Source organism: Rhodococcus sp. K11/5, from assembly GCF_055193735.1.
In genome coordinates this window covers 4,279,861-4,292,216 of the sequence record NZ_CM143721.1, presented here as the reverse complement: position 1 = coordinate 4,292,216, position 12,356 = coordinate 4,279,861, and the positions used below count along the sequence as shown (strand labels likewise).

The window sequence follows — 12,356 nt, the reverse complement described above, 5'->3', positions numbered from 1 at the left end:
CGAACGACGAAGGGACGCGACCCTCGGATCGTGTCCCTTCGTCTTCGACCACGTACTACTGCTCGTCGGCTCCGATGATGAACTCCTCGAGCTGCGTGCGCGCGACGTCGTCGGCGAGCTGCTTCGGCGGGCTCTTCATCAGGTACGCCGAGGCGGGAACGACGGGTCCGCCGATGCCACGATCCTGGGCGATCTTCGCGGCGCGCACGGCGTCGATGATCACACCGGCCGAGTTGGGCGAGTCCCAGACCTCGAGCTTGTACTCGAGGTTGAGGGGAACGTCACCGAAGGCGCGGCCCTCGAGGCGGACGTAGGCCCACTTGCGGTCGTCGAGCCAGCCCACGTGGTCGGACGGTCCGATGTGGACGTCTTTCGTGTTGAACTCGCGCTGCAGGTTGGAGGTGACGGCCTGGGTCTTGGAGATCTTCTTCGACTCGAGGCGGGTGCGCTCGAGCATGTTGAGGAAGTCCATGTTGCCGCCGACGTTGAGCTGCATGGTGCGGTCGAGCTGCACGCCGCGATCCTCGAACAGCTTCGCCATCACGCGGTGAGTGATGGTCGCGCCGACCTGGCTCTTGATGTCGTCGCCCACGATGGGGACGCCGGCGTCGGTGAACTTCTTGGCCCACACGGGGTCCGAGGCGATGAAGACGGGGAGGGCGTTGACGAACGCCACCTTCGCGTCGATGCACGCCTGGGCGTAGAACTTGTCGGCCTCTTCGGATCCGACGGGCAGGTACGAGACGAGCACGTCGACCTTCGCGTCGCGGAGGGCCTGCGCCACGTCCACGGGCTCCGTGTCGGAGATCTCGATGGTCTCCGCGTAGTACTTGCCGATGCCGTCGAGGGTGGGTCCGCGCTGGACGCTCACATCCGTCGGGGGCACGTCGGCGATCTTGATGGTGTTGTTCTCGCTGGCGAAGATGGCCTCGGAGAGGTCGAACCCGACCTTCTTGGCGTCCACGTCGAACGCGGCGACGAACTCGACGTCGCGGACGTGGTACTTGCCGAACTTGACGTGCATGAGGCCGGGAACAGTGCTGTTCTCGTCGGCGTCCTTGTAGTACTGCACGCCCTGAACCAGGGACGACGCGCAGTTACCCACGCCCACAATGGCCACGCGCACCGCAGTGCTGTTGTCACTCATGGTCGGGTTCTCCTTCTGTTCCGTAGTGAGCCGACTTCTCGGCTGGTGCCGTCGACGAGGAATCGCCGGCGGTTGCGGGCCGCGGACTCTCCGAGCTGATCGCCATTGCCTCGGCAGCGATCAGTTCGTTGAGCCACCGCACTTCGCGTTCGCTCGACTCGAGGCCGAGCTGATGCAATCCGCGCGTGTACCTGTCCAGCGACCCGGTTGCTCGGCCGATGGCGTCTCGGAGCCCCTCGCGGCGCTCCTCGACCTGGCGTCGCCTGCCTTCGAGTATTCGCATCCGCGCCGCAGCGGGGGTGCGCCCGAAAAAGGCCAGGTGTACGCCGAATCCATCATCGGAAAAGTTCTGCGGACCGGTATCTGCGACCAGCTCGGCGAACCGAGCGCGGCCGGCCGGCGTGAGTTCGTACGTTCGACGCGCCCGACGCTTCACGATGCCTTCGGGACCCGCGTTCTCCACGATCAACCCGTCCGCCTGCATCCTGCGCAGAGCGGGGTAGAGCGAACCGTACGAGAACGCGCGGAAGGCACCGAGCAACCCGGTGAGCCGTTTACGCAACTCGTAGCCGTGCATGGGTGCCTCGAGGAGTAGTCCGAGGATTGCGAGTTCGAGCATGCGCGCTCCTCCCACGAGACACCGACAGAGTTGTTCCGCATCACGACGATGCGCCGCCAACTATAACCGCTACATGTATCGAGTCGATATATGGGGGTACACGTAACCTTCCGAGACGGACATCGCGTTCGGGAAGCGTGGCGCGGGGTTGATGGGTCCCCCGCCGCGGAGGCGCACGTACTCTGGTCACCGTGCGATCACAGAGGCAGGTGGTGGACTACGCGTTGCAGCGCAAGTCGCTGCTGGCCGAGGTGTACTCGGGCCGGACGGCGATGGCGCAGGTGTGCGACGCGGATCCCTACCTGCTGCGCGCGGCCAAGTTCCACGGCCGGCCGTCCACCGTGGCGTGCCCCATCTGTCGGAAAGAGCAGTTGACGTTGGTGTCCTGGGTGTTCGGCGACAAGCTGGGTACCATGAACGGTTCGGCCCGGACCTCCGACGAATTGGTGCGTCTGGCCGCGACCGAGGAGGAATTCTCGGTGCACGTCGTCGAGGTGTGTCGGACGTGCAGTTGGAATCACCTCGTCCAGTCCTATGTACTCGGTGCGGTTCCCGCGCCGAAGCGTCCGCGGACCCGGACCCCCGGCCGTCGACGCACGGCCAGCGAATGACCCGAACCAGTAGCGGAGATCGACAGTGAGCGACGACTTTCCCGAGGACAGCCGTGCCCCGCGCGGCCGCCACGAGCGGAGCGAACAGGGACCCCACGGCGGACCCGACGGCGAAGGGAACGAGTTCCCCCGTCGTCCGGAGCCGCCGCGGTACGACCGACCGGTCCCGCCGCGTCGACCGGACGAGCCGCCTCGCTACCGCCCGCAGGGCGAGCCGAACCGGTACCGCCCCGAGCCTCCCCAGTACCGCCCGCAGGGCGAACCTCCCCGGTACCGGCCGCAAGGTGAACCTCCCCGGTACCGCCCGGAGTTCGACCCCCGCGATCAGCGCCCGCAGTACCGGCCCGGTCCGGACACCACCGCCATTCCCCCGACGTCGGCGCCGCGATCGCGTGCGTTCTCCGAACCCCGGCCCGACGGCCCGACATCGGGCGGCGGCGGTCGACCGCCGGTTCCGCCCGTTCCCCCCGGCGCGTCCTACGGGCGCGGCGGAGATCCAGACGGGTTCGGTGGAGGCCCCACCGAACCGCCATCAGGAGGTAGTGCCACGAACACGAAGAAGAAGTCGAAGTGGAGGACCGCGCGGCGTTCGCTGTACGGCCTCGTCGCGCTCGGCTTGATCGTCCCCATTCTCGTGTTCATGGTCGCGTACGTGATCGAGGACGTCCCGCGTCCCGGTGACATCAGGACCAATCAGGTCGCGACGGTCTACGCGGCCGACGGCAACACCGTGCTGAGCACCGTCGTTCCCCCCGAGGGCAATCGCACGGACGTCGAGGTCGGCGAGATTCCCGAGCACGTACGCAACGCCGTGCTGTCCGCCGAGGACCGTGACTTCTACTCCAACCCCGGCTTCTCGGTGACCGGGTTCGCCCGCGCGGCCCGCGACAACGTCCTCAACCGCGACAGCGCCGGTGGCGGCTCGACCATCACCCAGCAGTACGTGAAGAACGCGCTCGTCGGTTCGGAACGATCGCTCACCCGCAAGATGCGCGAGCTCGTGATCTCCTCGAAGATGGCGCGCCAGTGGACGAAGGACGACATCCTCGCGGCCTACCTCAACACCATCTACTTCGGTCGCGGCGCGTACGGCGTCGCGGCGGCGTCGGAGGCGTACTTCGGCAAGCCGGTCGGTGAGCTCGGCATCGAGGAGGGCGCCGTCCTCGCGGCGGTCATCCAGCAGCCGTCGGGCCTCGATCCCGAGAACAACTTCGACGGCGCGCAGAACCGCTGGAACTACGTGCTCGACGGCATGGTCACCATGGGCGTTCTCGACCAGGCGCAGCGTGATCCGATGACCTTCCCGCAGTGGCGTCCCCTGGACACGCTCGGCAACGACGACGCCGCGGACGCCGGTCCGAACGGTCTGATCGAGAACCAGGTGCTGCAGGAACTGACCGCGTCCGGGATCAGCGAGCAGGATCTCAACACCGCCGGCCTGCAGATCACCACCACCATCGATCCGCAGGCGCAACAGTCCGCGATCGACGCGGTCGAGTCGAACATGGAGGGCGAGGACCCCGAGCTCCGGACGGCCTCGGTGTCCATCGATCCCCGCTCCGGTGCGGTGCGGTCGTACTACGGCGGCGCGGACGGGCGTGGCTTCGACTTCGCCCAGTCCGGCCTCCAGACCGGATCGTCGTTCAAGGTCTTCGGTCTCGCCGCGGCTCTCGACCAGGGCATCCCGCTGTCGCAGATGTACGACAGCTCGCCCCTGACCGTCAACGGCATCGAGATCGGCAACGTCGAGGGCGCGTCCTGCGGAACGTGCACCATCGCCGAGGCGCTGAAGCGATCGCTGAACACCAGCTTCTACCGGTTGCAGCTCTCGCTCGACGGTGGATCGCAGGCGATCGCCGACATGGCGCACCGACTCGGCATCCCCACCGAGGTACCGAACATCGGCCCGACGCTCACCGAGCCGAACGGTGCCGGTCCCAACAACGGCATCGTCCTCGGTCAGTATCAGTCCCGCGTCATCGACATGGCGTCCGCGTACGCGACTCTCGCCGCGTCGGGCACCTACCACACACCGCACTTCGTGCAGCGCGTCGTGACGGCGGACGGCACGGTCCTGCTGGACCGTGGGCCGGATGCCGGTGAGCGGCGCGTCGAGCCCGCCGTCGCGGACAACGCCACGTCCGCGATGCGGCCCATCGCGGGCTACTCCAACGGTCACAACCTGGCCGACGGTCGCCCGTCGGCGGCGAAGACCGGAACCGCGCAGCTCGGCGACACCGGCGACAACAAGGACGCCTGGATGGTCGGCTACACGCCGTCGCTGTCCACCGCCGTGTGGGTGGGCACCGAGCAGGGACTGCCCCTGACCAACAGCTTCGGTGGCCCCATCTACGGCTCGGGTCTGCCGTCGGACATCTGGAAGGACACCCTGGACGGTGCCCTCGAGGGCACCCCGGTCGAGTCGTTCCCCACACCGGCGCCCATCGCCGGCCAGGCCGGGGTTCCGCAGTACTCCGCACCGGCCGCGCCCGCGCGGACCGCGCCTCCGGTCACGTCGGAGGCACCGGCACCGGAACCGACGCCCGCGCCGGCTCCCGTGGTCGAGCCGCCGCCCGTGGTGGTTCCGTCCCAGGTGGAAATTCTGCCCGGCATCACGATCCCGGTCCCGGGCCTCGCTCCGGCGGGTACCGAACCGTCCGGCGAGACGACGACGGAGCCGGGCGACGGAGCAGGTACCGGCGGTGCGGGCACCGGTGGTGGTGAGGCCGGCACCGAAGAGGTCGCTCCCGCGCCGGGCGGGTAGCGGTGACGGAGGGCGACGACCGGTCGCTTCTGGCCAGTCCCGCCCCCCTCGCCTCGGATCGGCGCTCCGCTCGCGGGCGTGATCGTCCCTCGCGGACGGACGCCATGGTCGGTGAGCTGTCCGGGGTCATCGGGGGCCCGGTCGGCCGGCACGCGCTCGTGGGGCGTCAGAGGTTCTGGACGCCGCTGCGGGTCGTCCTCCTGTTCGCCGTGGTGTTCCTGGCGCTGGGGTGGTTCGGCAAGGCGGCCTGCATTCAACAGGCACCGATCGGACCGGAGGGCGCGTTGTCGCTCGATTGGAACGACAACCGCCAGTACGTCGCCATGTGCTACTCCGACATCGTTCCGCTGTACGGGGCCGAGCGCCTCGACCAGGGGGCGTTCCCGTACAAGGTGTCGTGGGAGGACACCGCCCCCGACGGTTCGATCGTGGTGCGGCACATGGAGTATCCCGTGGTCGCCGGGCTCTACCAGTACGTGTCCATGCAGGCCGCGCACGCGTGGTCGGCGGTGTCGGCGCTGCCGCAGGCACTCGACGTGGCGATCTACTTCAACGTCGTCGCCTTCGGGCTCGCGCTCGCGTGGTTGGTCACGGTGTGGGCGACGGTTCTGCTGGCCGGTCGACGCGTCTTCGACGCCGTCCTGGCCGCCTGTTCACCCCTGGTGATCGTGCACGTGTTCACCAACTTCGACGCTCTCGCAACGGCATTCGCGTCCGGTTCGCTGTTGGCGTGGGCGCGGCGTCGGCCGGTCCTCGCCGGGGTGCTGCTGGGCATCGGCGGAGCCACCAAGCTGTACCCCCTGTTCCTGCTCGGGCCGCTGCTCGCACTCTGCCTGCGCACCGGGCACATTCGCGACTGGACCCGTGCCGCCATCGCCGCGGCCGCCGCGTGGCTGGTGATCAACCTGCCGATCGCGGTGCTCTTTCCGCGCGGCTGGTCCGAGTTCTTCCGGCTGAACTCCGAACGCGGCGCCGATCCCGATTCGATCTACAACGTCATCGCGTCGTTCACGGGGTGGGCCGGATTCGACGGCCCGCTCGCGGTCGGCGAGACCCCGGTGCTCCTGAATCTGGTGACGGTGACGCTGTTCGCCGCGGTGTGTGCCGGAGTCGCCTACGTGGCACTCACCGCCCCCCGCCGTCCGCGTCTGGTGTCCCTCTGTTTCCTGCTGGTCGCGGGATTCCTGCTCACGAACAAGGTGTGGAGCCCGCAGTATTCGCTGTGGTTGGTGCCGCTGGCCGTGCTCGCGCTCCCACACCGCCGAATTCTGTTGGCCTGGATGACGATCGACGCGCTGGTCTGGGTTCCGCGGATGATGTTCTACCTGGGCGTGGAGAACAAGGGACTGCCCGAGCAGTGGTTCACCGGCACCGTCATCGTTCGCGACCTCGCCGTGCTGGGACTGTGCGCGATGATCCTGCGTCAGATCTACCGGCCCGAGGAGGATCTGGTGCGCGGCGGCGGGGTCGACGATCCGGTGGGCGGAGTGTTCGACGGCGCCCCCGACGCGCAGCCGGCGTGGTTGCCGGGGATCCTGCGGCCGCGGGCGGAGCGAGGCGCGTCGGAACGACCTACCGCAGGAACGGCTGCAGCTGCGGCAGCGCCTCCCCCGCGTGCTTGGCGTTGATCCCCTCGCCGATGGCCTGGAGCTTCCATTCGCTGCCCTCGCGGTAGACCCTCGCCATCACCAGCCCCGTGTACGGCATGCCGCCCTGCAGCGTGAAGCGTGCGAGCTCGGTGTTGATGGTGTTGTCCACCAGGCGCGTGAACGCGTTGGCGATCTGCTCGAACGTCTGTCCGCGGTAGGACGTCACGATGAACACGACCGAGGTGACCTGTGCGGGGATGCGGGTCAGGTCGACCACGATCACCTCGTCGTCGCCCTCGCCCTCACCGGTCAGGTTGTCGCCCTGGTGCACGATCGACCCGTCCTTGGACCGCAGCTGACCGAAGTACACGACGTCCGCGTGGCGGGTCCCGGCGAACATCACCGCGGACGCGTCGAGGTCGACGTCGGCGGTGCGACCCCCGCCGAAGAAACCGCCCGCCTTCTTGATCGGGTCCCAGCCCAGGCCCATGCGCACGGAGGTCAGCGCGACGCCGCCGTCCTTCTTGAGCGTCACCTTCTGCCCCTTGCTCAGGCTCACCGGGCGCGCCTTGGTCAACGACACCTCGGGCGGACCGGTGGGTGCCGGGGGCGGAGTGGGTGCCGGGGGCGGCGTGGGAGCGGGGGGCGGTGCGGGGGCACGAGTCGGCGCGGGGGGCGGAGTCGGCGCGGCGGCGGGGGCATCGTCGACGGACACGCCGTGGTCGCTCACCAGTGCCGCGAAACCGCCGGCGTACCCCTGCCCGACGGCGCGCACCTTCCAGCCGGTCCCACGCCGGTACAGCTCCAACGCGATGACGATGGACTCGCTGGTGAGCCCCTCGATGCGGTACGAGTAGGCCGGGGCACCGGAGGCGGCGTCGACCACGTGCGCGGTCGGTGCAGCCGAGCGCCCGAAGTTGCTCGACGCGTCGTCGAGGGTGGCGACGACGCGGATCTGCGCGATGTCGGCGGGCACGGCGGAGAGGGTCACCACCACCTGTCCTCCGGTCAACTGCACGCCGGGCCCGGAGGGTTGGTTGAAGAACACGAAGTCGGCGTCCGTGCGCACCTTCCCGCTGTCGGTGACGAGCAGCGCGGAGATGTCGGCGGGGGCGGTCAGCTCCAGACCGATGCGCACCGAGTCGACGTTCAGGGGTGCGTTCTGTCCCTTGCTGAGGGGCTGTGCAGTTGCAGACACGTGTGCTTCCTTCTGACGACAGGTCGGCCGATGTCAGCTTACGTCCGGGCCGCGGCGGCAGCCTCGGACGCGAGCCATTCGAGGATCTCCTCGGCCGCCGCCCCACCCGACGCGTCGGTGACCACCAGTCCGGGGGCCTGCCAACCGAGGAGTTCGAGTTCGCCGTGACGCGGCCGGACGGCGCGATCGGCGGCGCGCAGCATCTCCGCGTCCAGCGCCCCGTCACCGGCCGCGAGGACCGGAGCGAACTCGTCGACGGTGCCGTCCTCGATCAGGCGCCGCCGGACCTCGGCAACGGCGCGGGACTTGCACACCGCGTCGGGCATGCAGTAGATCTTGCGCCCCTGCTGCGAGACGCCCCACCCGCGCGCGACGCACCACGCGCCGAGCTCGGTCACGAAATCGGTCGGCAGCCGGTCGGTGTCGACGACGAGGTAGCAGAACAGCCCGTCCGCGGTGCGTTGCTTGAGTACCCAGGTCGGATCGCCGCGCTCGGTCAGCTCGGCCGTCACCTCCGCGAGCGAGGCGGCGGTGTCGGCGACGGCGCGATCGACGGACGCACGCCACGACGCGTCGGGGACGCCGTCGTGAAGGATGGTGCCGCCGTTGGTGGTCACGGCGTAGCGCCACGGAGCGCCGGGAAGGTCGATGCGGCGGAACTGCTCGACGGTCCGCGTGGTGGTGGGGACGACGGCCGTGGTGCGGGCCAACTCCGTCAGCAGATCGGCCGCGCGGGAGGTCATGTACGACAACGGCTCTCCCTCGTAGTGCTCGACGCACAGACGACGGGGATCGGCTGCGCCGAGCGCCAGCGCGGCCGCGCTGTAGATCATCGTGCGGTCCAGGTCCGTCGCGACGACGGCGGCCGACCGGGTCATCGGACGTCCTTGATCAGGCCCATGCACGCATAGGCGAGACCCGGCACCACCTCGACCGGGACCCCGCGAGACTCGGCCAACAGGCGGATGTGCCGGTGCTCGGGCGCATCGGCGTCGCGCACCAGGACGCGCCACGGAACGCGGCGCAGCAGGACCCGCGTGGTCTCCCCGACGCCCGGCTTCACGAAGTTGACGGTGGAGATCGCGTACTCCTGCCTCACCTTCTCCACCGACTCCCAGCCGCTCCAGGTGGGCGCGCGGTCGCTCGCGAGTACCTCGTCCACACCGGTGGACACCGCGCCGCGCACCGCATCGAATCGGTCGGAGACGGTGTCCAACAACGTGTTCGATCTGTCCGTGCCGGCGAGCTCGCGGTAGTACTTCGCACCGTGGAACTCGCCGGGCCCGATGAGATCGGCGTTCAGCACGGTGCGGGAGACCAGGCCCGAGACGGTGGAGTTCAGGCAGGCGGAGGCGATGAGGAAGTCGTCCCGCGTGCCGAACGTCGTGACGCAGTGTCCGGGGTCCGCCAGGACGGCCAGGCGATCGTCGAACGTCGGACCACCGGCCGCGCGGTACGCCTCGAGCGCGGCGGTGAGTTCCCGAGCGATCGCGCCCTTGCCGGTCCACCCGTCGACGAACACCACCGACGCGGGATCGTGTGCGGCCGCCAGAAAGTCGAGCGCCACGGGATCGATGCCGCGGTCCCGGACGATGGAGACGGCGTAGTGCGGCCACTCGGCGCCGTGCATGCGGGCGGCCCAGCGCCGGATCAGGATTCCGATGGGCGTGCCGGCCCGGGCGAGCGAGGCGAGCACCAGCTGCGGACCACGTTCGGCGACCAGCAGTTCGGTCACCACGCCCACTGCGGTGGCCAGGCGAGTCGCACTGTCGACCAACACGGTGTCGAACAGATCCCGATACACCGCGTCGGGTTGGTACTCGACCGGCAGCGACTCCGCGTAGTGCGCCTCCCCGGACTGGATGCGCCGCTCGCGGACCGATGTCTCCGCCTCGAGACCGACGTGCGAGAGGTCCTTCAGCAACCAGGTGACCTCCTCCGGCGCGTACGACCCGAACACCGGGCCCCGCAACGGAACACTCACCGCGGATCGGCTCGGTCGAGAACCGGGGCGGAGTGCACCACGCCGAGAATCACGTCGGATCCCGATCGGGTGAGCACGTCGATCAGCCCGCCCGGCCCGGTCAGGCGGTCGGTGTCGGCCGGCTCGTCCACCAGCACGACGAGTCGAGCGGGACCGGTGGCGTCGGGCCACCGGGCGTTGTACAGGTGGCGGCGCGTCTCCTGCCCCGGTTCCGGTGCCGTGAAGGCGAATCCGCGCCGGAGTGGATACCCGACCGCATCGAGCACGTAGGCCGGCGAGCGCGTGGTGGTCTGGAACAAGGTGGGGGTGCCGGCGTCGGCAAGCGACTGCGCCACGCGCAGTGGCAGATACATCGACTCCTCGTGGCCGATCACGATCGCCGGATCCTCCCCCACCGCATCCCGCAGAGTCGCGGCCACGGCGTCCACCGCGGCACCGAAGGGTGCGTAGTCGTCGCGCCGAAAACCGTGCCGGCCGCCGTCGGGAACGTCGCTCGGCCACGGAAGGTCCACTCGGACCACGGAACCCGGTCGATCGGTGACGGGATTGGACGGTGTTTCCGGGAGGGCGGCGACGTCGTCGACGAGACCCTCCGGCAGGTGCACGGTCCCGGTGGCCAGCGACACCGCGTCGATCAGCACCCCGAGTTCGGCGGCCACCTCGTCGCATGCCAGTCGGTGCTCCGCCGATCGCATGTCCACCAGCGACGCGACGATGTAGTGACCACGGGGAGATACCGCGTGCAGCGCCCGGATCGCCTCGAGCGCGGTGGCTCCGGTGGAGATCTCGTCGTCCACGAGGACCATCGGTACGTGCGGCGGGATCTCCGCGTCCGACGACGGCACGAGAAGGTGCGACGTGGCGTGGGAGTGTCCTTCCTCGAACGCGCCCCACACCGACGCCCCCGGCACGACGCGTCGAGTCGAGTGCAGGTAGACGGTGGCGTCGAGCCGTTCGGCGACGCAGTGCCCCAGACCCGTTGCCGTCTCGGCGAATCCGAGAACCACCACGTCGGATCCCTCGGCGGTGAGGACGTCCGCGCACAGGGAACCGAGCAGGCCACCGGCGCGGAGCACCTCGGTGGGCAGTTGCGGAATGTGCTTGCCCAGCACGGTCGACACCAGCAGGTGCGCCCGCTTGGGGTTCTTGCGCAACCCCGGCTGCACCAGATCACCCACGCGCGCGCCCACGGCGGAGGCACCGTGCTCGACGACCAGACCGAGTTCCGCCGTGGCCCAGGGGAGTCGGCGATCGACGATGCGGCTCATCGCGAGACCGGGGTGACGGCCAGGGCCCGCATGACGTCGACGAAGGTGATGCCGTCGTTGGTGACGCCGAAGACCTCGGCCCGTCGCAGCGTCTGCTCCGCCCAGGACCGGTGGGGGCCGAGTTCGTTCATCTTGTTGGCGTAACCGGACGCGCGCACGCCGCCGGCGTCGTCCGCGAACGCGATGGACTTCGCGTCGGCGTACTCCTCGCCGGTGACCACGGACAGTGCGTGAACGGGGGCGACGTGGCTGGGGTGGATCACGGTCTTGCCCTGCAGTCCGTTCGCCCGGTCCAGGGCGACCTCGCGCAGGAGGCCGTCGAGATCGCGGCTGACGAGTTGCTGCCGGAACGTCACGGCGTCGTTCTCGACGAACGGGGTCTGGCGCAGCATCGGCCGGAACAGGCGCTCGTGGTCGGCGAAGTACTCCCACACCGGGCCGGTGACCACGAAGCCGGTGCCGTCGGTGCGCGCGAGGTGGTTGACGATCGAGCCGATGGTGTCGGCGACCACCCGCACGTCGTAGATGGTCAGATCGCGGTCCCGGCGGATTGCGAAGGCGCCGCTCATGTCCGTCGCGCCGATCCGCACCGCCAGCACCTGGTCGCGGTACTCGTTCAACATCTCGCGTACGGCGACCAGCTCGGCGTCGCGCGTCTCGCGGTAGAGCACCTCGCGTGATTCCAGCACCGGCATGACCAGCAGGCGCCGGCCCCAGCGCCGGGACCGGTCGGCGACCGCGTCGAGGAACTCGCGGCCGGTGGCGGCGGTGAACTTCGGCACGACGTAACCGGTGAGTGCGGCCGAGCCGGCGCCCACCGCGTCGCACAACCGGGTGATGTCCGCGACCGTGCGGATCCGGACGAACACCGCGGCCTCGATCGGATCACCCTCGGCGAGCTCGTCGAGAGCCGCCGCGACGCAGGCGCGGGCGGCGTCCACCTCGTGGTCGGCGATCGCGTCCTCGAGGTCGAGAACCACGGCCCGCGTACCGTCCGCGACGCGTCGACGCACCGTGTCCGCCAGTGCGGTCCGCGTCGCCGGCACGTAGAGCGTGGCCCCCAGCGCCAGGGCGCGGACGGTCAGGTCGCTGTCCTCGCCCACGGGCTGCGGGAGGTGCGAGAAGAGCTCGGACCGCAGGGTGGGGTCGAGATACGAGAAGTGCTGCACCACATAC

Annotated in this window: 10 protein-coding genes; 3 read left to right on the top strand and 7 right to left on the bottom strand. The window is 69.5% G+C overall.

Annotated elements, in window-relative coordinates; all coding sequences use genetic code 11:
• Positions 1-55 precede the first annotated feature (55 nt).
• Positions 56-1,147: an inositol-3-phosphate synthase gene (locus tag ACY466_RS20015; protein ID WP_463248457.1), complete on the bottom strand. Its 1,092-nt coding sequence runs from the start codon at positions 1,145-1,147 to the stop codon at positions 56-58.
• Complete coding sequence (locus tag ACY466_RS20010) at positions 1,140-1,766, bottom strand: PadR family transcriptional regulator (protein WP_463248454.1); 627 nt, start codon at positions 1,764-1,766, stop codon at positions 1,140-1,142. The genes ACY466_RS20015 and ACY466_RS20010 overlap by 8 nt, the downstream gene beginning before the upstream one ends.
• Before the next feature lie 191 nt (positions 1,767-1,957).
• Between ACY466_RS20010 and ACY466_RS20005 the strand changes: the two genes are divergently transcribed.
• From ACY466_RS20005 to ACY466_RS19995, 3 genes are all read left to right on the top strand, one after another.
• The gene (locus tag ACY466_RS20005) at positions 1,958-2,377 is read left to right on the top strand and encodes a DUF5318 domain-containing protein (protein WP_463248451.1); all 420 of its coding nucleotides are present in this window, start codon (positions 1,958-1,960) and stop codon (positions 2,375-2,377) included.
• 592 nt (positions 2,378-2,969) lie between these two features.
• Entirely contained in the window at positions 2,970-5,141 is a 2,172-nt protein-coding gene (locus tag ACY466_RS20000; protein ID WP_463252381.1) for a transglycosylase domain-containing protein, read from the top strand.
• A gap of 104 nt (positions 5,142-5,245) precedes the next feature.
• A complete protein-coding gene (locus ACY466_RS19995; protein WP_463252380.1) occupies positions 5,246-6,769 on the top strand; it encodes a glycosyltransferase family 87 protein in 1,524 nt (507 codons plus the stop codon).
• On the opposite strand, the gene ACY466_RS19990 is transcribed toward ACY466_RS19995, so the two are convergent.
• From ACY466_RS19990 to ACY466_RS19970, 5 genes are read right to left on the bottom strand one after another with little or no spacing between them, the layout of a single operon-like run.
• On the bottom strand, positions 6,714-7,928 hold the full coding sequence (locus ACY466_RS19990; protein WP_463248449.1) for a TerD family protein: 1,215 nt from the start codon (positions 7,926-7,928) through the stop codon (positions 6,714-6,716). The two genes, ACY466_RS19995 and ACY466_RS19990, sit on opposite strands and share 56 nt — an antisense overlap.
• 38 nt (positions 7,929-7,966) lie before the next feature.
• Positions 7,967-8,806, bottom strand: a complete 840-nt coding sequence (locus tag ACY466_RS19985) for an HAD family hydrolase (protein WP_463248446.1) — start codon at positions 8,804-8,806, stop codon at positions 7,967-7,969.
• Entirely contained in the window at positions 8,803-9,912 is a 1,110-nt protein-coding gene (locus tag ACY466_RS19980) for a cysteine protease StiP family protein (protein WP_463248443.1), read from the bottom strand. The genes ACY466_RS19985 and ACY466_RS19980 overlap by 4 nt, the downstream gene beginning before the upstream one ends.
• Positions 9,909-11,180, bottom strand: a complete 1,272-nt coding sequence (locus ACY466_RS19975; protein ID WP_463248441.1) for a phosphoribosyltransferase family protein — start codon at positions 11,178-11,180, stop codon at positions 9,909-9,911. Before ACY466_RS19975 ends, ACY466_RS19980 begins: the two co-directional genes overlap by 4 nt.
• Positions 11,177-12,349, bottom strand: coding sequence for an HpcH/HpaI aldolase/citrate lyase family protein (locus ACY466_RS19970; protein ID WP_463248438.1), 1,173 nt, complete (start codon positions 12,347-12,349; stop codon positions 11,177-11,179). The genes ACY466_RS19975 and ACY466_RS19970 overlap by 4 nt, the downstream gene beginning before the upstream one ends.
• Positions 12,350-12,356 lie beyond the last annotated feature (7 nt).

Excerpts from the sequence above, each read along its gene's own strand:
- ACY466_RS20015 (WP_463248457.1), bottom strand. The coding sequence starts at position 1,147 with ATGAGTGACAACAGCACTGCGGTGCGCGTGGCCATTGTGGGCGTGGGT.
- ACY466_RS20010 (WP_463248454.1), bottom strand. The coding sequence starts at position 1,766 with ATGCTCGAACTCGCAATCCTCGGACTACTCCTCGAGGCACCCATGCAC.
- ACY466_RS19995 (WP_463252380.1), top strand. The coding sequence starts at position 5,246 with ATGGTCGGTGAGCTGTCCGGGGTCATCGGGGGCCCGGTCGGCCGGCAC.
- ACY466_RS19985 (WP_463248446.1), bottom strand. The coding sequence starts at position 8,806 with ATGACCCGGTCGGCCGCCGTCGTCGCGACGGACCTGGACCGCACGATG.
- ACY466_RS19975 (WP_463248441.1), bottom strand. The coding sequence starts at position 11,180 with ATGAGCCGCATCGTCGATCGCCGACTCCCCTGGGCCACGGCGGAACTC.